Origin of the sequence: Roseiarcus sp., assembly GCF_052145395.1 — a bacterium.
In the GTDB taxonomy this organism is placed as follows: domain Bacteria; phylum Pseudomonadota; class Alphaproteobacteria; order Rhizobiales; family Beijerinckiaceae; genus Roseiarcus.
Genome location: NZ_JBKQOT010000486.1, coordinates 1 through 21,313 on the forward strand (window position 1 = coordinate 1; position 21,313 = coordinate 21,313).

The 21,313-nt window shown below is 66.7% G+C and carries 15 protein-coding genes; 8 read left to right on the forward strand and 7 right to left on the reverse strand.

The window, feature by feature from the left end:
* Positions 1 to 176: transposase (locus ACLP25_RS16500; RefSeq protein WP_442470283.1), on the forward strand; the 176-nt coding region annotated here is incomplete at its 5' end.
* A gap of 594 nt (positions 177 to 770) precedes the next feature.
* On the opposite strand, the gene otsA is transcribed toward ACLP25_RS16500, so the two are convergent.
* The 3 genes from otsA to otsB are packed head-to-tail and all read right to left on the reverse strand — an operon-like array spanning position 771 to position 4,797.
* Complete coding sequence (gene otsA, locus ACLP25_RS16505) at positions 771 to 2,219, reverse strand: alpha,alpha-trehalose-phosphate synthase (UDP-forming) (RefSeq protein ID WP_442470269.1); 1,449 nt, start codon at positions 2,217 to 2,219, stop codon at positions 771 to 773.
* Positions 2,204 to 4,009, reverse strand: coding sequence for a glycoside hydrolase family 15 protein (locus ACLP25_RS16510; RefSeq protein ID WP_442470270.1), 1,806 nt, complete (start codon positions 4,007 to 4,009; stop codon positions 2,204 to 2,206). Before ACLP25_RS16510 ends, otsA begins: the two co-directional genes overlap by 16 nt.
* Positions 4,006 to 4,797 carry a trehalose-phosphatase gene (otsB, locus tag ACLP25_RS16515; RefSeq protein WP_442470271.1) on the reverse strand — a complete coding sequence of 264 codons (792 nt, stop codon included), beginning with the start codon at positions 4,795 to 4,797 and terminating at the stop codon, positions 4,006 to 4,008. The genes ACLP25_RS16510 and otsB overlap by 4 nt, the downstream gene beginning before the upstream one ends.
* Before the next feature lie 286 nt (positions 4,798 to 5,083).
* Here otsB and ACLP25_RS16520 point away from each other — a divergent pair, with 286 nt between their 5' ends.
* From ACLP25_RS16520 to ACLP25_RS16535, 4 genes are all read left to right on the forward strand, one after another.
* Positions 5,084 to 8,764 (forward strand): chemotaxis protein CheB, encoded by a 3,681-nt coding sequence (locus ACLP25_RS16520; protein WP_442470272.1) that lies wholly within the window; start codon positions 5,084 to 5,086, stop codon positions 8,762 to 8,764.
* Positions 8,765 to 9,693: 929 nt separating this feature from the next.
* Entirely contained in the window at positions 9,694 to 10,005 is a 312-nt protein-coding gene (locus ACLP25_RS16525; protein WP_442470273.1) for a hypothetical protein, read from the forward strand.
* A gap of 308 nt (positions 10,006 to 10,313) precedes the next feature.
* Complete coding sequence (locus ACLP25_RS16530) at positions 10,314 to 10,709, forward strand: DUF3126 family protein (protein ID WP_442470274.1); 396 nt, start codon at positions 10,314 to 10,316, stop codon at positions 10,707 to 10,709.
* A gap of 40 nt (positions 10,710 to 10,749) precedes the next feature.
* The gene (locus ACLP25_RS16535) at positions 10,750 to 11,289 is read left to right on the forward strand and encodes a gamma carbonic anhydrase family protein (RefSeq protein ID WP_442470275.1); all 540 of its coding nucleotides are present in this window, start codon (positions 10,750 to 10,752) and stop codon (positions 11,287 to 11,289) included.
* Between the two features lie 86 nt (positions 11,290 to 11,375).
* Here ACLP25_RS16535 and ACLP25_RS16540 read toward each other — a convergent pair whose 3' ends face one another.
* Complete coding sequence (locus tag ACLP25_RS16540) at positions 11,376 to 11,924, reverse strand: PAS domain-containing protein (protein WP_442470276.1); 549 nt, start codon at positions 11,922 to 11,924, stop codon at positions 11,376 to 11,378.
* Between the two features lie 270 nt (positions 11,925 to 12,194).
* On the opposite strand from ACLP25_RS16540, the gene ACLP25_RS16545 reads away from it, so the two are divergent.
* Positions 12,195 to 13,010 carry a rhomboid family intramembrane serine protease gene (locus ACLP25_RS16545; RefSeq protein ID WP_442470277.1) on the forward strand — a complete coding sequence of 272 codons (816 nt, stop codon included), beginning with the start codon at positions 12,195 to 12,197 and terminating at the stop codon, positions 13,008 to 13,010.
* Between the two features lie 12 nt (positions 13,011 to 13,022).
* Here ACLP25_RS16545 and mdoH read toward each other — a convergent pair whose 3' ends face one another.
* Entirely contained in the window at positions 13,023 to 15,230 is a 2,208-nt protein-coding gene (gene mdoH, locus ACLP25_RS16550; protein ID WP_442470278.1) for a glucans biosynthesis glucosyltransferase MdoH, read from the reverse strand.
* Positions 15,206 to 16,732, reverse strand: a complete 1,527-nt coding sequence (locus ACLP25_RS16555) for a glucan biosynthesis protein (RefSeq protein WP_442470279.1) — start codon at positions 16,730 to 16,732, stop codon at positions 15,206 to 15,208. The genes mdoH and ACLP25_RS16555 overlap by 25 nt, the downstream gene beginning before the upstream one ends.
* A 298-nt stretch (positions 16,733 to 17,030) precedes the next feature.
* On the opposite strand from ACLP25_RS16555, the gene glmU reads away from it, so the two are divergent.
* On the forward strand, positions 17,031 to 18,377 hold the full coding sequence (glmU, locus tag ACLP25_RS16560) for a bifunctional UDP-N-acetylglucosamine diphosphorylase/glucosamine-1-phosphate N-acetyltransferase GlmU (protein ID WP_442470280.1): 1,347 nt from the start codon (positions 17,031 to 17,033) through the stop codon (positions 18,375 to 18,377).
* A 150-nt stretch (positions 18,378 to 18,527) separates the two neighbouring features.
* A complete protein-coding gene (locus ACLP25_RS16565) occupies positions 18,528 to 20,396 on the forward strand; it encodes an AMP-dependent synthetase/ligase (RefSeq protein ID WP_442470281.1) in 1,869 nt (622 codons plus the stop codon).
* Positions 20,397 to 21,031: 635 nt separating this feature from the next.
* Here ACLP25_RS16565 and ACLP25_RS16570 read toward each other — a convergent pair.
* Positions 21,032 to 21,313: YIP1 family protein (locus tag ACLP25_RS16570; RefSeq protein ID WP_442470282.1), on the reverse strand; the 282-nt coding region annotated here is incomplete at its 5' end.

Consider the following 21,313-nt stretch of genomic DNA (forward strand, 5'->3'; position numbering starts at 1 on the left):
GAACCAACGTCGTCGGCATCTTCCCAAACGACGACGCGATCATCCGGCTGGTCGGCTCCATCCTGATGGAGCAAAACGACGAATGGGCCGTCCAGTGCGCCCGATACATGACGCTGGAAACCATTGCCCCCGTCAGCGATAATCCCATCGTCATCCTGCCCGCCGTGGCCGGATGATCACCCCGGCCATGCCGGTGAACGACGATGCTCAAAGAGCTACACCACGCATTGGGACACGGTCGGCACGGACTATTGATCCGGTCTTCGCGCGCCGCGACGAGAATCATCGCCAGCGCCGCCCGGACTTGGCCGTTTTCGCCTGGATCCTGGCCGCAATGGCGCCGCGCCCTCGCCCTCGAGAGCGTCAAAGCGATCGGGGCGCCGCGGTAAGCTTGGCGTTCGCCGGTCCCTTGTCTTCATGCGGAGAACGGCGCCGGCGCTCTCCACGCGCGGGAATGGCGACGGCGCGACTTTTTGTTGCGGAAAAGCAGAAAAATTGGTATGATCCCTTCATGCGAACCTCAGAACAAGCGCAAGCGGATCGACACCGTTCCGGACGGGACGCGGACTTTTACCCGGGGATGGGCCGCACGACGAAAAAAAATGGCGCGAGGTCGCGCGTAACCCATTGAAAAGGCTCATTTCGGTCGAGAGAATCCAAGGAATTCCAAGAAAATCCAACATGCCGAATCCGCAGATTCGCGGAGCCCGCGCCTGTCCCTGCGGAGGCCTGAGGAAATCCAAATGTCTCGCGCCGGCGGCGTCGAGGCGCTACAGCGTGGCCATCGGCTCGCGGCCCTGCTGCGTCCCGAAAAACGTGCGCAGGCTGTTGAGCAAACGGCGAGCCGAGCGCTCGTCGGCGAGGTTGGTGAGGTAGTCCTCCGCCCATTGGGTGATGTCGTGGCTCTTCAGATGCTCGAGCATCGGCGCGTGCCGTTCGCGCCGCTCCTCGAGCGGCATTTCCAGCGCGCGCTTGATCGCCGCCGCCACCGCGTCGATCTCGTGCGGGTTGATGAGCAGCGCCTGATCGAGCTCGCGCGCCGCGCCGGCGAACTGGGAGAGGACGAGCACGCCCGGATTGTCCGGGTCCTGCGCTGCGAGATACTCCTTGGCCACGAGATTCATGCCGTCGCGGAGAGGTGTCACCAGCGCGACGTCGGCGGCGCGGTACATGCCGGCGAGGACGGTGCGCGAATAGGAGCGGTTGACATAGCGGATCGGCGTCCAGGCGGCGTCGCCGAAGCGGCCGTTGACTCTGCCGATGAGGCCCGTCACCTCCGCTTCGATCTCGCCGTATTCCCTGACCTCGGTCCGGCTCTTGGGGGTGATCTGCAGAAGCGTCACGTTCCCTCGCCACTCGGGGAAGTTCTCGAGAAAGCGCTCGAACGCCTTGATGCGGTCGGGAATGCCTTTCGAGTAGTCGAGCCGGTCGACGCCGAGAATCAGACGGTTGTCCGCCAGGCTTTCCTTGACGAGGGAGATCATGGCCGAGCGGCCCGCGTTGCGCGCAAGACGCATGTAGGCCTTCGTCTCGATGCTGACCGGGAAGGTTCCCAGCCGCACCTGCCGGCTGTTCATCTGGTAGGAGTCGCCGCGCTTGGCCGCGCCGAGCGTCTCCAGATAGCGGGCGAAATTGTCGCGGTCGTTCGTGGTCTGGAAGCCGACCAGGTCGTATTCGACGAGGCTGCCGAAGATGATGTGATGCAGCGGAAGAGTCTGAAGAATGTCCGGCGGCGCGCACGGCGTGTGCAGGAAGAATCCGATCCGGTTGCGATGGCCGCGGGCGCGCAACTCGCGGCCGAGCAGCATCAGATGATAGTCGTGCACCCAGACGACGTCGTCCTCCCTTAAGAGCGGACTGAGCTGGTCGGCGAACATGCGGTTGACGCGAATATACCCGGTCGCGTCCACCTGCGAGTATTCCTGAAGGTCGCCGCGATAGTGCAGGATCGGCCACAGGACGCTGTTGGCGAGGCCGTTGTAGTATTCCTGCACGTCGTTCTTCGACAGGTCCATGAGGACGTAGGTCACTTTCTTGACCTCGACGGCCTTCGGCTCGACGTTCGGCTCCTCCGTGACCTCGCCGCTCCACCCGAACCAGATGCCGTTGCGGTTTTTGAGGGCGGCCTTCACCGCCACCGCCATACCGCCCGCGGCCGGGGTTCCCTTCGGATCCGGCGCCGCGACGCGATTGGAGACGATGATCAAGCGCGAGCCCATGCTTCCTCCCAACTCGACGACAGACGCGTCGCCGTATTGATGATACCCGCCATCGAATACGTCTGCGGCAGGTTGCCCCAGAGCTCGCCGCTGTCCGGGTGAATGTCCTCGGACAAGAGCCCATAGGCGTTCCGGCACGCGAGAATCGCCTCGAACAGTTGCCGCGCTTCGTCAGGGCGGCCGATCGAGGCGAGGGCGTCAGCATACCAGAAGTTGCAGGCGAGAAAGGCCGTCTCGGGCGGACCGAAATCGTCCGGCGCGGTGTACCGCATGATCCGGCCTTTGCGCACAAGGGTCCGCCCGATCGCCTCGCAGGTCCGCACGAACCGCGGGTCGTTTGCGGGAAGGAGCCCGAGCTTGGCGACAAGCAACACGCTGGCGTCGAGCGCCGGCTCGCCGAAGGCGCCGGTCAGCGCGCCTTGGCTCTCGTCCCAGGCCTCGGTGAGGATCTTCTCACGCAAGGCGAAGGCGTTGGACCTCCAGTAGACGGCGCGGTCGATGAGGCCGAGCCGGCGCGCGATCCGGGCGAGCCGGTCGCAGGCGACCCAGCACAAGGTCGCCGAATAGGTGTGTGGGCGCTCGCGGGTGCGGTATTCCCAAAGGCCCGCGTCGGGCTCGAAAGCCGACGCCAGCGCCTTTGCGCCCAGCGTTTCCAGCATGCGGAACAAGGATTCGTCGCCCATCGCCGGAATGCGCTCGTCGACGAACATCTGCGCCGCCGCCAGGACCACGCTGCCGTACACGTCGTTTTGCGTCTGGCTCACCGCCTGATTTCCCACCCGGACCGGGCCGTGCCCGAGATAGCCGGCAAGATCAGGCGCAATATGCTCCTCAAGCGGCGTGAACGGGATGATGCCGTGCAGGGGTTGCATCGCCCCGCGGTCGATGGCGATGGTCGTGATGTAGTGGATATAGGACTCCATCGTCTGCGTGGCGCCGAGCCGGTTGAGCGCGTCGACCACGAAATACGCGTCGCGCAGCCAGCAGAAGCGGTAATCCCAGTTGCGGGTGGTGCCCGGCGCTTCCGGGATCGATGTTGTGTGCGCGGCGACGATCGCGCCGGTCTCCATGAAGGAGCAAAGCTTCAGCGTGATCGCCGAGCGCACCACGGCTTCCTGCCACTCGAACGGCACAGCGAGATTTCGCGACCAGTCGAGCCAATGATCGCGCGTGTGCTCGAGGAACTCCCGGCTCGTCGCGTCGATGGCGGTCAGGAACGGCTCGTCCTGACCGAAGATCAGGCTCACCGGGTGGGTGAGCGGGAAAGTGATCTCGTTGGCGATGTAGGAGAGCGGCGCGTCGCTCGTCAGCCGCATGACATGCGGGCCGCCGACGTAGCGGATGTGGTTGGAGCCGAGCACGGGATTCGCGGTGGGGCGGCCATAATTGTGGGTCGGCCGCACGCGAATGGCGATCCTCGGCATGCCGGAGAGCGGCTCGAGCCTCCGAACGATCTGCGGCGGCCGGAAGGAACGCTCGAAACGGTCGAAGCGCGGCGCGAAGTCGGTGATGCGGAGGGTCGCGCCATCGGCGGCGGTGAGGATCGACTCGACGATCGCCGTGTTCCGCACGTAACGCGATTCGATCGACGTCTGACCGTGGAGGATGACGTCGCAAAATCCCTTCTCCTCCTCGCCCGCCAGAAGGCGCGAGAACACCGGGTCGCCGTCGAACCGCGGAAAGCACCACCAGACGATGCGCGCATCCCGGTCGACCAGCGCGGCCACGGAGCTGTTTCCGATCAGGGCGAGATCGAGCGGCTGACGCCGCGACGCGTCGGGAGCGGTCATACGGACGCGCCAACACCTGCAAAACCGGCGAGCCAGCCGCGAACCTCGCTCGGGCTCCCGAAGGTGGCGGTGGCGCCCGGCCGGGGACGGCCGACGGAAAAGGCGCGTCCGCCGCGCGCCGAGACGACCGCGAATCCCGCTTCGTCGGTGTCGTCGTCGCCGATGAAGATTGGCGTGCGCCCCAGGAAAGGGGGCGCAGACAGAAATGTGGCGATGGCGCGCCCTTTGTCGAATTCCCGGGTCTTCAGTTCAAACGCGCAATGGGCTTCAAGCATCGTGATTCCCGAATACGGCGCGGTCTTGAGGAGGGTCGCCAGTCGCCTCCGCAGGACGTCGCCGACGGCCGGCGCCAGGCGGTAATGGACCGCATAGCTAAAACGCTTATTTTCGGCGATCGTTCCCGGGAAGCCCTGAAGAAGGTCGGTCAGCGCGGTCCAGAGGGAGGGCGGCAGAGGGTTTGTCCCCGGCGGCGAAATGACGCCCTCGCCCGGATCGAGCCGCAATTCGGCGCCGTGCACCCCGGCCGCGGGCAGCCGCAAAGGGGCGAAAAACCGGTCGAGATCGGCGATCGTGCGGCCGCTGACGAGCGCCAGCGCGCCGCCCGTCTTCGCTTGCGCGCCTGCGACGGAGGCAAGAAGTCCGCGCGGAACCGTCACCTCGTCGGGGCGCTCGGCGAGGTCGAGCAATGTGCCGTCGACGTCGAGAAACAGGGCGATCCGACGACCGTCGTCGAACTCGTCCTCACGCGACGTCCTGCGTGCGCCCGTCGATGCGAACGTTGTCCGCAATCTGCCGCTCCAGTCCCGCCGGAGCCGTGGCTAATGGGGCTTCGCGGCGATAGCGTGGTCGAAACGTGGCGAAGCCACAGGATCGGTAGACGTCCGTCTGACGAGCATTCCTGGCGACCTTATGGCCGGAAGAGGGCGCGGACCGGTCGAGCCGACTGTCGTTTGCCCGGTCGTACGGCCGATTTCGCCGTCACCGCTACGCCTTTTCGCCTTTCGGTCGTTCTGAAAACTATCTACTTTACCGTCCGGAACGGGAGGCGGAACGCCGGTCCGTCGGGAATGATTGTTGATTATTCTCGGCAACCTCGAAGAGGCCCTCACGATGCCCGGAAACGATCATGCGGCCGCGAGCCCCGAGCAAGGCGGCGAAGCGCCGGCGAAGCGGTTTCCGACCGTAGGCATTGGCGCCTCGGCGGGCGGCGTCCGCGCGCTGCAGCAATTCTTTGAAAGCCTGCCCAACGAAGTGAACGCGGCCTTCGTGGTCGTCGTGCATCTCGACCCGACCCACGACAGCGAACTGCCGAACATCCTTTCGGCGCGGACGCGGATGCCGGTCACCCAAGTCACCGGCCTCACGCGGCTCAAAGCGGGGCGCGTCTACATCATCCCTCCGAACCGGCAGCTTCTCGCCACAGACCAGCATCTTGCGCTCGCCGACTTCGACGAGCCGCGCTGGCAGCGCGCGCCGATCGACCTCTTCTTCCGCTCGCTCGCGGCGCAGCGGGGCGACGATTTCGTCATCGTCCTTTCGGGCGCCGGATCGGACGGCGCCCTCGGGATCAAGGCGGCGAAAGAGGCAGGCAGCATCATTCTGGTCCAGGATCCCGAGGAGGCCGAATACAGCTCGATGCCGCGGAGCGCCGTGGCGACCGGCCTCGCCGATTTCGTCCTTCCGGTCCGCCAGATCGCGATGAAGCTGCCGGAACTCATCGGCGAGCGTCCCCGGCTGCGGGCCGAGGTGACGGACGAGGGCGCCGGCGAAACGATGCGACGGATCCTCTCGCACCTGCGCGTGCGGACGGGACACGACTTCTCGAGCTACAAGAAATCGACCGTCCGCCGCCGAATCGCGCGGCGCATTCAGGTGCAGCAGGCGGCGACGATGGACAACTACCTCACGATCCTGCGCGAGAACGGGGCCGAGGCGCAGGCGCTGTTCGCCGATCTTCTCATTTCGGTGACGACGTTCTTCCGCGACCCGGCCGCTTTCGAGAGGCTGGCGGCCGTCGTGATCCCGAGCCTGTTCGAGGACAAGGGCGCGGGCGATTCGGTGCGGGCCTGGATTCCAGGATGCGCCACCGGCGAGGAAGCCTATTCGGTCGCCATCCTGCTCCTCGAGGAGCAGGCCAGGCGCGACATCCGCTGCGAGATCCAGGTGTTCGCCTCCGACCTTGACGAGGCCGCTCTCTTGATCGCCCGCGAGGGCCGCTATCCCCTGGCTGTCGAAGCCGACGTCACCGAGGAGCGGCTGAGGCGCTTCTTCACCCGCGAGAACGACCATTACCGCGTCACACGGGACCTCCGCGAAGTCGTCCTGTTCGCGCGCCACAGCCTCTTGAAGGACCCGCCCTTCTCACGCGCCGATCTTATCTCCTGCCGCAACGTGCTCATCTACCTCGACCGCGAGTTGCAGCACCAAGTCTGCGCAACCTTTCATTTCGCCCTGAGGCCGGACGGCTACCTCTTCCTGGGATCGTCCGAAACCGCCGAGAGCCCCCTCGGCATGTTCCGCGCGATCGACCGCGAGGCGCGAATCTACCAGCGTACGCCGATTGCGGCCGACATGCGGGTGACGCCGCGGATCGGGCCTCCGGTGTTCGGCGTCGAGACGCTCCCGCAGCGATCGCCTCAGCCTTTCCGCAGACAAAGCGAGGCCGGAGTTCACAAGGAGGCGCTTGAGCGGCTCGCGCCGCCGAGCGCGGTCGTCGACGAGTCCTATCGCGTCGTGCATCTCTCGGAGCAGGCGGGACGGTACCTGCAACCCTCGGCCGGGACGCTGGTCAACGACATCACGGAGCTGGCCCGCGAGGAGCTTCGGTTCGACCTGCGCGCCGCGCTCCATGATGCGTTCGCCGGCAACGGGCCGAGTCTGAGCGCCCCGATCGCCGTCCGCTTCAACGGCGCCGCGCGGAGGGTCTACCTGCAGGCGAAGCCCCTGAGCAACGAAGCGGGCGCCGGACGCACGGCGATCGTCTTCTTTTTCGAAGGCGAGACGCTGGGCGACGTGACCACTGCGGCGGGCCTCGAGCGTGCGCAGCCCGAGCAGCTTCATCAGCTCCAGCAGGAGCTGCAGTTCACCCAGGCGCAGCTTCGGAGCTCCCGCGAGCAATACGAGGGGGCGAACGAGGAGCTGCGGGCCGCCAACGAGGAGCTCCAGTCGATCAACGAGGAATACCGCTCGACCGCCGAAGAGCTGGAGACCAGCAAGGAGGAGCTGCAATCGATCAACGAGGAGCTTCAGACGGTCAACAGCGAACTGAAAGCCAAGCTCGACAGCGTCTCGCGCGCTCACAGCGACATCCAGAATCTGATGGCGGCGACGGACGTCGGCATCCTCTTTCTCGACACCCAACTCAAGATCAATCGCTTCACCCCGCCGATCACGCAGATCTTCAACATCGAGCCCGGCGACGAGGGCCGGTCGATCACGGACTTCACCCACCGCCTCGACTACGACGAGTTCGGCGACGACGCGCGCAAGGTCCTGCGCGATCTCGTCTCGAGCGAGCGCGAGCTGCGCAGCCGCGCCGGCAGTTGGTATCTGATGCGGCTGCGTCCGTACCGGACGGTCGAGGACAGAATCGACGGCGTGGTCGTCACCTTCGTCGACATCGGCGAACGCCGCCGCGCACGGGAGGTCGTGAGCGAGAACGAGGCGCGCCTGCGCGCCGTCATCGACGGCGTCGCCGACGCGATCATCACCATCGACGAGCGCGGGTCCATCCAATCGGCGAATACGGCCACGACCCGAATGTTCGGCTACGCCGAGGAGGAACTCATCGGGCGGAACGTGAACACGCTCGCCCCCGAGCCGCAGCGTTCGCAGCACGACGGCTATATCGAGCGCTACCTCAGAACCGGCGAAGCCAGGATTATCAACTCAAACCGCGAGGTTGAGGGCCGCCGCAAGGACGGTTCGCAGTTCCCGGCGGAGCTGGCCGTGTCGGAGACCCGGCACGGAAAGGAGCGCCTGTTCATCGGCTTCATCCGCGACCTCAGCGAGCGGCGGCGGTTCGAGGCGCGCCTCAACAGGCTCCACGCCAATCGCCTCGACTCGATGGCTGGCATGGCGACCTCGCTCGCCCACGAGCTGAACCAGCCGCTCGCGGCGGCGTCGAACTACTTTTCCCTCGCCCGGCAGCTCGTCGCCGACGCGTCGCATCCTCCAAGGCCTGCGCTCGCCGAGGCGCTGGACAAGGCTTCGTCCCAGCTTATGCGGGCGGGGCAGATCATCGCCCACCTGCGCGAATTCATGGCGCGGGGCGAACCGAACCGGGTCGAGCATAGCCTGCATGCGCTGATCCGGCGCGCCTGCGACCTCGCCGCGCCGACCGCGCGCGAGGCCGGCGTCGAGATCGTTCTCCTCCTCAACGCGGCCGAGGACGAGGTTTTCGCGGACAGCATCCATATCGAGCAGGCGCTGCTTAACCTGATCCGGAACGCCATGGAGGCGATGGAGCGATCGAAGGAAAGGAAGGTCACCATCTCGACGGCGCTCTTGGACGGCATGATCCGAACCGAGGTCATGGACACCGGGCATGGCATTCTGGAGCAGGCCAACGCCGACCTCTTTGTGCCGTTCACGTCGACGAAATCGAGCGGGCTTGGCGTCGGACTGTCGATTTCCCGCTCGATCATCGAGGCCCATTACGGGACGATCTGGGCGGAGACAAACCCCGGCGGCGGAGCGAAATTCAGCTTCACCTTGCCGCTCGCGCGGATGGAGCGAGACGAATTCGCGCCGTAAGCGCACGGCGCCGCCGTCACCGCGCGACGAGCCGGTCCTCGGAGCCGCGCGTTCGCAAACGCTTGACGCCGGCGAGCCAATGCGTCCGCCGAGCACGATGCACGAGATACCAAAGTATCGGCGACACCATTGTGCAATAGATTGCGCTTCGCGCTCCTGATTTTATCATTTCCGTCTTACAGCAACAGCAACGCCAATACGGAGAGAACGTCGATCGTTCCGCCGTTACCTAAAGACGCAGCGTTCTTGTCCGCGGAGCGGTGCGCGAGCGCCGGGATCCTGTTCTTCGCTCACCCGCCCGGAGCGGACGAGGCGCCGCGATTGTCCTTCGAACGGAAGACCGGCAATGAACATTGCAAAGATCGAAACTTTCGCAGTGCGCATTCCCTCCAAACAGGGGACCCAATCGGACGCCTCGGCCTGGGGCGATGGACATTTGCCGGCGGCGGATTGTGCGGGCGCGTCACCCAGGCTTGCAGTGGATGAGCTTCCGGCAGAGATAGCCCGCCAGGATGGAGCGCTGGTCCGGTTTCGTCGACAAGAGCGTCCGGCGAAACTTCCGTCCGAGCCGTCGTCCGATCGATCGGAAGTCCGGATACGGTCGTTTGTGCTCGCCTTCGTGGGCATGCTCTGCGCCACGTTCATCGGGTTCGTGTCGGAGATCCGGCCGCTCGATCCAAGTTCACCTGATCATGGCTACGACGAAGCGCTCGGAACTCAGACGTCGTCTCTGTCCAGCGCCAACTTCCCAAGGAATGGCTCCGACGAAGGCGCCGAGATTTTCGCAGGGGCAAAGGGCGGTAAGGAAAGGCTTGGGGTGAGAGCGACCGTCGGATGCGTCGATGCGTCGTTGAACGCCAGCCTCTGCCCCAAGACAGGTGGAGGCGGTCATGTCGACTAGACATTTCTTGTTCGTCATTGGCGCTCGCATGCTCGCGCCGAAAGTCGCTCTCGGGGCCGAATTCGTCGATCGCTGCGTCGGACTCGCGAAGTTAAGCGCTGCGATCAATGGTCAAGATGGCAAACTGATCGAGATCACCCCGGATCAGTGGCGGTTCCTTCGCGGGGTCTACGCAATGAACCCCGAGGCGCCATCTGGCCTGCCGCACGGTGACAGCGCGGTGCTTGCGCAAGATCGCGGCGACCTCGATGGTCTGTTGTTCTTCGTCGACGGCGACAAGTCGTGCGCACCGGTGCACGCGCCGCCCACACTGCTCTCGCTCATGGAGCAGGTGCGATAGCCGACCGCCTTGCGGGAGCGAAGCGGACAAGGAACGCGCGCTTAGGTTCGGACGGCTGCGGGGCCGTCCGGGAACGACCGCTCATTGGGCGTCGCGTCTGTCCCCAGCGGCGGCTTTCGAGAAATCACAATCCGCCCTTCCTCACCGGGAGTGAAGGACCGGGGCCATTGGGGTCGACCTTTTCGCGACAGGCTCGGGCGGTCAAGCGTCGGACCATGAACGCTAGCGGCCGCCGCCGCTTCAGCGTCTTGCCCGCGGCCCGCGCATCTGGCAAAGCCTGCGCCCTAGGAACACGCGAGGGCAGGGTCGTGGATAAAGCTGAGATCGTCAAACTGCGCGAATTCCTGCGCAAGTCGTTCGGCGCGCAGGCTTTGCAGGTGACGCCGAGTTCGCAATCGGCGGAAGCCGCCGACGTCCTGCTCGGCGAGCGCAAGATCGGGTCGATCACGGTCGACGACGAGGACGGCGACCGGTCGTTCGCCTTCGAGATGAAGCTGCCGGTCGGGCGCGCCGTGCTGCAGGACTACCTGAGGAAGCTGTTCGAGAATGACAAGCTGACCATCATCGCCCGGCACAAGAAGACGGATTCGGTCGAGCTCAACAACGGTTCGGAGTTTTTGGGCGTCATTTCAGCGGACGATCCGCAGGGCTCGAGCTTCACGCTGCAAATGGCTATTCTCGACATTGATCTCGACGAAGAGTGAGCGCGCGCCCGCCTTCGATCCCTTGATCCCGGAGACCCTTATGCCGCTCTATTCGCTTCATGGCGTGAAGCCCACGCTGCCGGCGGAGGGCCGCTACTGGATTGCGCCCGACGCGGACATCATCGGCGATATCCGGCTCAGCGAGGACGCAGGCGTGTGGTTCGGGGCGGTGCTGCGCGGCGACAATGAGCCGATCGTTATCGGCGCGCGCTCAAACATTCAGGACCTTTGCATCCTGCATACCGATATGGGCTTCCCCTTGACGGTCGGGGAAGACTGCACGGTCGGACACAACGCGACGCTGCACGGGTGCACGATCGGCGACGGCTCGCTGATCGGCATGGGCGCCGTGGTCCTCAACGGCGCCAAGATCGGCCGCGGCTGCCTTGTCGGCGCGCGGGCGCTGATCACCGAGCACAAGGAATTTCCCGACCACTCGCTGATCATCGGGTCGCCGGCGAAAGCGACGAAGACGCTCGACGCCGACGCAGTGAAGGCGCTGCGCCAATCGGCGGCGCACTATGTCGAGAACTGGTGCCGTTACGCCGCCGGCCTGAAACGGATCGACGCCGGCGCTTAGCGGCGGGCGCAGCTCCCCATCGCCCCCTAAAGGGGAGAGGGGAGGCTCCACCTTCCGCGCCTCGAGCGTCGCGCGCGCCAACCCGCCTACGCGCCGAGGCGCGCCGGCGCGCGCATCGGCGGCGCCCGAAACGCCGCGGCCGAACCAGGCTCGAGAAGGCGCCAGGCCGTCAGCGCCGCCGGGGCGGCGCCGATCAGGCCGAGCCAGTCGGCGTCGGAGCCGGCCGCGAGCGAGCCGAGCATGCGGGCGTGGGTCGCGCCGTGGTGTCGCAGGGGAAGCAACGTCACCTCGATGTCGACCGGCGGCGCGCCGGCCGGACGCGCCTCGGCGCGAAGAATGTACGCCGCCTCTTCGTCCGCCGCAGCTTGCAGGATCGCCTTGATCTTGCCGCGGTCAGACTCGCGCCAGATGTGCAGAAATGGGGCGCCGCGCAACTCCCTCATGAAGACAGCGTTGACCTTGGAGCCGGAGATCCGGAGGGGGAATCCACCCGCCGGGTCGAAGTCGAGCACGAAAGTGTCGGCCAGAACGCCCCGGATTGCGCCGGGTTCGAGGGCGTTGCGCTCGGGAGGGCAACCCCCTTTGCCGAGCGCGCGCCAATAGGCGTAGAGCTCATTCGAGACAGCATGTCTCATCATCCTCTCCCACATGGAGGGTCGGCGCGCGTCTCACAAAGGAACGTGAGACGGAATTGCGCCTGCCCGCAAGCCAGGGTGCAGGGAACATGCCGTTTCATCGCGAGACAAGGAGTAGGCCCCGCTTTACCCCCGGCGCTCTCGAATTAACAATAATGCAGTCGATTCGAGCCTTTTCCCGGCGCCGGCGTTTCCGAACAAAGTTGCAGTTTGACACGATTTCCGCCAAGCCGCTGGGGCAAACGAAGGGCTTCGACACGGATGGACGGAATGCCGAGCAACGCGGGGCCAGGCCGCGAGCCGATCTTCAACGCGCCGGCGGTCGTCGTGGGACTCGCCGTGCTCCTCGTCGTCCTCTATGCGGCGTTTGACTGGGCAGGCCCGCAAGTCCAGGACCTGATCATCCGCGACTACGCGTTTGTTCCGGGGCGCTTGACCGTGTCGATCTGGCCGGCGCGCGCTATCGATCTGCTTATCCGGGCCAATACCGATCCGGCCACGCTCGATCAGGTTCGCGCGATGCGCGACCTGCATGCGCTCGGCGGCGGAGCGAAGCTCTGGACGCTCGTCACCTACGCCTTTCTGCACGGCGCCTGGTCCCACGTGCTGCTCAACACCGTCTGGCTTTTCGCCTTCGGTCCGCCGGTCGCGCGGCGATTCGGCGCCGCGGGCTTTCTCGTGTTCATGGGCGTGACCGCGATCGCCGCAGCGCTCGCGCAGTGGGCGGTCGCGCCGCTGGAGTTCATGCCGCTGATCGGGGCCTCCGGCGCCGATTCGGGACTCATGGGCGCGGCGACCCGCTTCATGTTCGAACCCGGGGCGCCGCTCGGACCGGCCACGCCCCGGCGCGTCGAGATCGAGGCGATCCCGGCCGCTTCCCTCCGCGCGATGGTCGCAGAACCTCGCCCACGCGTGTTCCTCGTCATCTGGTTTGCAACGAACTTCCTGTTCGGCGCCTTCGCCCAGTCGCTGGGCCTGTCCGACATGCCTGTCGCCTGGATGGCGCACGTCGGCGGCTTTGTCGCCGGGATCGTCCTCTTCCCGCTGTTCGACCGGGCGCGTCCGGCTTCGCGCCTGGCGGTCTGACAGGCAGCGGCGTCAGCCACCCTGGCGGCCCTGCTCCTCGGCGTGGGGAAGGCGCACGAGCATGGCGATCAGCGCACGGTCGGCGAGAACCGCGACCCGCTCCTTGGGCTTGAGCCACGCACAGGCGTCCTCGACCGTCTCGGCGTCGTTGAGCTTGACCGTCGCCACCGCCGCGTCGACGTCGACCTCGCCCAGACGGTGACGCGGCTTCTCCGGCAAAAAGGCCTCGTGAATGGCGCGGAACTCTGCGTTGGCGTGAATGGAGAGGACCGCGTCGTCATGGTCGCGGCCGGTCCGCGCCAACTCCTCGGCGAGCGCATTGGCGCGTTGCACGACCGGCGGCGGCGCGGTTTCCTCGGGCGTGAGCAGGAGGCCGATCCGCTTGAGGCCAAGGCCGATCCACAATTGCCCGCTCGCCCAGGAGAGCGGGATCGACAGGACGAGACCGGCGATCGTCGGCGACATCCACAGAACCAGGGACGGGGAGATGAGCGCGGCGGCGAACAGCGTGACGACGCCCAGCAGCGCGTGAGAGCGGTGCCGGCGCGCGATGCTGGTGAAGGGGATCGAACCGTCGTCGCGGCGCTGCGGGTTCCATCCGGTGTCCCGGCCGGACAGGATCTGCAGCACCGATCCCGATTGGAACATCATCATGATCGGCGCGAGGGCGGCCGAGATCAGGATCTCGATGAGGGTCGAGGAGATCAGCGCCAGCGCGCCGCCCGATCCGCGGCGGGTCGGGCCGTCCGCCAGCGCCAGGATCAGGCCGAGGAATTTCGGCGCGAGCAGGATGGCGATCGTGAGTGCGAAGAGCTGCAGCGCGCGCTCGTAGTCGAACCGCGGCCATGCGGGAAAGAGCGAGAAGTCCGCAGTGAAGTATTCGGGCCGGATGTAGTGCGACTGCAGCACCAGCACGATGCCGACAAGCAGCTGGAGCATCCACAGGGGCGAGGCCAGGTAGCCCATGATGCCGGTCGCAAAATGCTGCCGGGTCGCCCAGACGAATCCCCGCGCGCCGATGACGCGCGAGTGCTGAAGGTTGCCTTGGCACCAGCGTCGGTCGCGCGCTGCGAGGTCGATCAGCGACGGCGGGCTTTCCTCGTAGGAGCCGCCGAGCGTCGGCAGCATGTAGACGAAATAGCCGGCGCGCCGAATGAGCGCCGCCTCGACGAAGTCGTGGCTTAAAATATGGCCGCCGAACGGCGGCCGGCCGGGAAGATCGGGCAGGCCGCAATGATCGGCGAAGGCCCGGGTGCGGATGATCGCGTTGTGGCCCCAGTAGTTGCCGTCGCGCCCCATCCATGCGGCGAGCCCGGCGGCGAACACGGGTCCGGCGATCCGCGCCGCGAACTGCTGCACGCGCGCGAACATCGTGTTGCGGTTGATGATGAGCGGCAGGCTTTGGATGATGCCGCTGTCAGGATCGGCCTCCATCGCCGCAGCCAGCCGCACCACCGCGTCGCCCGACATCACGCTGTCGGCGTCGAGGACGAGCATATGCGCGTAGTGCCCGCCCCAGCGGGTCACGAAATCGCCGATGTTGCCGGCCTTGCGGCTCGTGTTCTTGCGCCGGCGCCGGTAGTAGACCCGCGCCGCGGGCAGCCGTTCGCGCATGGCCAGGAAAGCGCGCTCCTCGGCGATCCAGACGTTGCCGTCCGTGGTGTCCGACAGGAAAAGATAGTCGAAGGCGCCGCCGAGCCCCGTGCGCTCGACATCCTCGATGATCGCCTGCATCGCGCCGAACACGCGCGACGGCGCCTCGTTGTAGATCGGCATGACGACCGCGGTGCGCTCGCTGAGCGAGGCGGGCAGGGGAAAGCGCTTCCGACTGTGAACGATGAGCCAGACGAAGCCGACGACGCTGGCGGTGAAGGAGAGCGACAGCCAGGAGAAGGTGATGGCGAAGAGGACGACCAGCACCCATTCGAGCGCGGTCGTCGTTCCGACGCCGACGACCTTGTACATCTGGTGGACGCCGTAGAGGGTCAGTGCGATTGCCCCGCCGAACACGCCGAGGCGGGCTAGGATCGGGGTCGCCGCGAGATCTGGATGGATCCACGCCCGCCGCTGGCTCTTGGAGAATTTGCGAAACGACTGCGCCGGCATCGCCAACGGCGCATAGCCCGGCATCGAGGCGCCGAGCGAGGAGCCCAACGACGGGCCCGCGTCGCCCGGCGCCTCAGCCGGCCTCAGCGTCACGCTCTCCATCGATAAAGCCATGTCTCGCTAACCGCCTGATTGTCCAGGTTCAGCGTCAGCCTGAGCTCGGAAAACGCTTCGGAGCCGGGGTCGAGGTCGAACATGACACGCACGGAACGCCGATCCTTATACGGGAAGAGTTTGACGGAGACGATCTTTCCCGGACTGGCGTGCAAGTCGGCGACCGCTGCGGCGGCTTTTTGCGGATCGGCGAAGACGTCGCCGGTCATTTCCACGGCGAACCGCGGCTTGCCGTTGAACTTCCCGGCGCGGCTCGAGGTGCAGATCGCGAGATCCGGCTTCGAGGGCGGCGTCCAGCACCAGAACTGGCGGTAGGCGAGCGACAGCGTTCCGCCGGCGGCGATCCCCGTCTTCGGCCGCCACTGCGCCAATATGTTGGCGTTGTTCTCGGATGCGACCGGGATCTCGAGCAGGCGCAGGTCGCCCTCGCTCCAGTCGCCGATCGGTTCGATCCACAGCGTCGGCCTGAGCTCCCAGCGGCCCTCGTCATCGTAGAACGCGTCGAAGGTCCGCGAACGCTGGATGAGACCGAACCCGCGAGGATGGACGTCCGAGAAGGCGGAGATTTGCAGGGTTTCCGGATTCGACACCGGCCGCCAGATCCACTCCCCGTTTCCGGTCAGCATCTGCAGGCCGGTCGACTCGTAGACCGCTGCGCGCCAGTCGTCGGGCCGCCGATGATCGAGGCCGCTGAACAGATAGCCGGCGCCCATCGCCCCGATGCCCAGCTTGTCGGTTGCGGCGCGGCCAATCAGCGTCATTTCGGTGTCGATGATGGTGGTCTCGAGCGGGCGGACGGTGAAACGGAATGCGCCGGTGACGCTCTGCGAATCGAGCAGGGCGTGAATCGTCAGGGTATCGGAGGCCGGCGCAGGCTTTTCGACCCAGAACTCGCGGAACAGCGGGAACTCCTCGCCGGGGTCGTCGCCGGTCCGGATCGCGAGTCCTCGCGCGGTGACGCCAAAATTCTGGCCGCGGGCGCGCGAACGGTAGAAGCTCGCCCCCTGGAAGATGGCCGCGTCCTGGAAGCCCTGGTCCGAGGCGGCGAGGATCCTGAGGCCCGAGAAACCGAGGTCGCCGGGCGGCGTCGGCGGCTGAAGCTTGCCGAAGTCGAAATCCGCGGGGTCGTAGATCACGCGCTGCGACTGGCCGTTCTCGACGATGTTGATCGCGACCGGGGTCGTGTAGACGAAGCCCCTGTGCAGGGGCTCGAGCGTAAAGTCGAGCTTTTCGTCGGCCCAGATCGCCGTTCCCGGCGCGCGGCGAATCGAGGCGTACTGGTCGAAGGCAAGCCCCGAGAAGACGGATGGCAGAGGCGCATCGGGAGCCTTGTAGGGCGACGCCGCAAGCAGCATCGCCGCCTTCAGCACCGTGTCGGCGGCGAAAGGAACCGGCTGAGCGAGCGGGTCGGCCGCAGTCTGGCCGACGCCGAGGCGCGCTCCCGCCGCAGTCAGGGCTCCGCCCATCGCCCAACCGAGAAATTCGCGACGTTGCGGCGCCATGGTAATTGCTTCGTTCGCTCGCCGCCCATCGGGACCGCGGAGAAGCGGACATTCGGGCGTTCCATTTCGACACACGCAGGGGATCAGCGCCTGGTGAGGACAACGCCCGTCCTCGCGCCGCGCGCCGCCTCCAGCCGCTTATTTCTATATGCTATTTCGCGCCGCAGCGAGACGCTTTTTGTGTCAGCTGGGGGAGGCGATTTTGCTTGACCGCTTGGCCGGCGCTAGAACCGGCGCGATATCCGGCCAGGGGGTGCGCCGTACGGCGCGCCGACTTGCGCCGACCGGGAGCCCCAGCATGAGTTTCGACGTCCGCCGCTGCCTCACCATCGTCCTCGCGGCCGGCGAGGGGGTCCGCATGCGCTCGGCCCGGCCGAAAGTGCTGCACGCCGTCGCAGGCCAGCCGATGATCGCGCTCGCGCTGGCGGCTGCCCACGAGGCCGGAGCGGATGACGTCGCGGTCGTCGTCGGGCCTGACCGGGACGACGTCGCCGAGGCTGCGCGAAAGGCTGCGCCAGGCGCGGAGATCTATGTCCAGAGGGAGCGCCGGGGAACGGCGCACGCGGTCCTTGCGGCGCGCGAGGCGATCGTCCGCGGCTACGACGACATTCTCGTCACGTATGCGGACATTCCGCTCGTGCGCGGCGCGACGCTCGCGGCGCTCCGGGCCGGGCTGGCGAAGGGCGCGGACCTGGTTGCGCTTGGCTTCGCGCCCGCGGATCCAACCGGCTACGGCCGCCTGATCGAGCGGGACGGGCGGCTTGAAGCGATCCGCGAACACAAGGACGCGACCGAATTGGAACGGGCGGCGCGGCTCTGCAACGCCGGCCCGGTGGCGTTCGGCGGCGCTCTGGCGCTGGCGATGCTGGACGCGGTGACGCCGCTGAACGCGCAGAACGAGTACTACCTGACGGACCTCGTCGAGATCGCCGCCGCGCGCGGCCTTGTCGCGCGGGCGATCGAGGCGGACGCGACGGAAGTCATGGGCGTCAACGACCGCGTGCAGCTTGCCGCAGCGGAAGCCGCGATGCAGGCGCGGCTGCGCCGCCGCGCGATGATCGACGGCGCGACGCTGGCGGCGCCCGAAACGGTGTTCTTGTCGTGGGACACGAAAATCGGCCGCGACGTGCTGATCGAGCCGCACGTCGTCGTCGGTCCGGGCGTCACGATCGAAGACGGCGCGACCATCCACGCCTTTTCGCATCTCGAAGGGGCGCGCGTCGCGGGGGGCGCCTCCATCGGGCCCTATGCGCGACTCAGGCCCGGCGCCGACATTGCGGCCAAGGCGCGGATCGGCAATTTCGTCGAGGTCAAGAATGCGACGGTCGAGGCGGGAGCGAAGGTCAATCACCTGACGTACATCGGCGACGCCCGGATAGGGGCTGGCGCGAACATCGGGGCGGGCACGATCACCTGCAACTACGACGGCTTCGGCAAGTACAGGACGGACATCGGCGCGGGCGCCTTCATCGGCTCGAACTCGGCCCTGGTCGCCCCGGTCAAGATCGGCGACGGCGCCTATGTCGGCTCGGGCTCCGTGATCACCAAGGACATCGAGCCCGATGCGCTCGCTGTGGCGCGCGGCCGGCAGGAGGCCTACTCGGGCTGGGCGAAGGCGTTCCGGGAGCGAAAGAGGAAAGGGTGAAGCCCGCCGCCTTCCTGCCGCCTCGACGCTGGTTTATCGCCGCCTAGCGGCGCGTATTGGTTTTCAAACTTGAGACCCGGTTAGCGGCGACCTGCGCTGTCGGGGTCTCAGCTGGCTCCACGGGTCTATAAAACAGAAGATAAAAGTGCAATGCCTTCGCAGTCCAGCAACTCCATCGCCTCCGGAGCGTCGATTGAGGCCGCCGATCTGTCCCGCGTCCGGACGCTGCCCGAGTTGCTCGAGCGGCGCGTCCGCAGAACGCCCTCCCGCGAGGCCTATCGCCGCTTCGACCCTGCGACCGGCGCCTGGGAGAGCCTATCGTGGCGAGCGTTCGGCGAGGAGGTTCGACGGCGGCGCCTTGCTCTGAAGGCCGAAGGGGTCGTTCAGGGCGATCGGATCGCGATCCTGCTGCCGAGCGGCGTCGAACATGTCGAGATCGACCAGGCGGCCCTCGCCGAAGGTCTCGTTCCCGTGCCGATGCACGCGCTCGATAATGCCGAGAGCATCGCCTACATCCTGCGGGATTGCGGCGCTGCTCTCATGTTCGTCGATTCCGTCGAGCGATGGCGGACGATTCTGAAGTCGGGCGACGTTGGGCCGCAGCTCAGGCGCGTAATCGTTTCGACCGGCGAACCCGGCGCGGAGGCGCCGGACGGCCGCGTCATCGCCTTTGACGAATGGATTTCTTCCGGAACGTGCGAGGCGAAGCCGGAGGGCGCGGTCCCCATCGACCCGAACGATCTCGCGGCGGTGGTGTACACCTCGGGCACCACCGGGCGGCCCAAGGGGGTGATGCTCTCACACGCCAATATTGTGGCCAACGTCAAGGCGGTCGCAGAGCGCCTGCCCGCCGCGGACTCGGACGTGTTCCTGTCGTTCCTGCCCTTGTCGCACACGCTTGAGCGCACCTGCGGCTACTATTATCCGATCGCGGCCGGGGCCTCGGTCGCGTTCGCACGCTCGACCAGGCAACTCGGCGACGATTTCCGAGAGGTGCGCCCGACGGTCGTCGTGTCCGTGCCGCGCATCTACGAGCGCTTCTATTCCGCGATCATGGAGCGGCGGGCGGCGCTCGGGCCGGCGGAGCGCCAGATGTTCGACCTCGCCCTCGCCGTTGGCGGCAGGCGCTTCGATGCGCGCCAGCGGGGAGAGGAGCCGTCCGCAGAGGACCAGACCGCATGGCCGGCGCTCGAGCGCGCCGTCGCCCTGCCAGTGCGTGCGATCTTCGGCGGCCGGCTGCGCATCGCCTTCACCGGCGGCGCCCCGATCGGCGAGCCGGTTATCCGGCTCTTCCTGTCGCTGGGCCTCGACGTCCTGCAGGGCTACGGGATGACCGAATCCTCGCCCGTCGTTTCCGTCAACACGCCGGACGAGAACGATGTCCGATCGGTAGGGCGGCCGCTCTCCGGCGTCGAGGCGAAGCTCGGCGAGAACGCGGAGCTTCTGGTTCGCGGGCCGAACGTGATGGTTGGCTATTGGGGCAAGCCCGAGGCGACGCGGGCGGCGAAGGAGCCCGACGGCTGGCTGCATACCGGCGATCAGGCGCGGATCGAAGACGGCCGGATCACCATCACCGGCCGCATCAAGGAGATCATCGTGACCTCGACCGGCGAGAAGGTCTCGCCTGGCGATCTCGAGACCGCGATCCTCGCCGACAGCTTATTCGCGAACGCCATGGTGCTGGGCGAGAACCGTCCATACCTCGCGGTCGTCGCTGCGCTCGATCCCGAGGTCTGGGCGCGCGAGAAGCGGGGGCTCCCCGACGACGCGGACCCCAGCGCGAGACGTGTCCATTCGGACTTCCTGCTCGCGCGGATCCGGGAGGCGGTGAAGAGCTTCCCCGCCTACGCGACGCCGCGGGCGGTGCACTGGACGACCGACCCCTGGACCGTCGAGTCGACCCTGCTGACCCCGACGCTCAAGAACAAGCGCCTCAACATCGAGGCCCGATTCGCCAAGGAGATCGAAGCGCTCTACCCCCATTCGAGACCGGGGGGCGCCGCGGTCGTGGGCCGATAGGGCGTTCATGGGGTCCGCCGGCTCGCTTCGATCCGAGGCGGACCCAGGGAGGGGTGAGGCTGGCCAGCAGAACGATCGGCCTCAGCCGCCCTCTCCGTCCCGCTCCGTCGCGATCCAATGGGCGCAGGCGAGGCCGAAGAGGTAAACGGCCTGTTGCGGGGCGTCGGTGCCAGCCCACGGCCGGCGCGAACGAGGAGCGGGTCGGCTGGTGTAAAGAACGATGAAATCGGGTCGCGACGGTCAAACCTTCACTTGCCGCAGCGCTCGCCGGCGGGGACGTTGAGGACGGCCTCGCGCGCTACGATGCGGTGCGCCGCCCGGCGAGCGCGCAGGTCGTCGCCGAGTCTCGTCGGCTCGGGGCCTACATCGAAGGCAAGGGGAAGCGCGCCGCCGATCCCACCACATTCATGCGCGAGAATGGCGGCGTCGAGACGTCAAACCGGGCCGACGAGCGGCCTCTTCTTCCGGCTGCTGGCGAAAGCCGGCTTTGCCTGAAAGGTGCGCCGGTTCGGTCGATGGCTCGTCTGGTGCAAGTAGGAAGTCACCGTTCGCGTTCCGTCGCGAACCACACGATTCCCCCAACTGCTGAATCGTCGGTCCGGATGAATGGGCACACTTTCGATCTTGCGGCCGGCCTAAAGTACCGGCCCGACGATCGCCGAGACGACAATCGACAGGATGATGGCGCAGACGACGGCGGCGAGCGCGTAGGGGCCAGTCTGGTCGGGCGGGGACTTCATCAGCACCGGCAGGCCGAGCCAGAACACGTAGACGCTGTAGATCAGCGCGACGAGCCTCAGGAATCCGAGGCCCGGAATCAGGGCGAAGACGCCCGCGAGCCAGACCGGCGTCATCGAATAAACCGCGAGCTTCATCGCGTTCTGCGGGCTCTTCTGAGCGGAAAAGGTCGGCGCCAG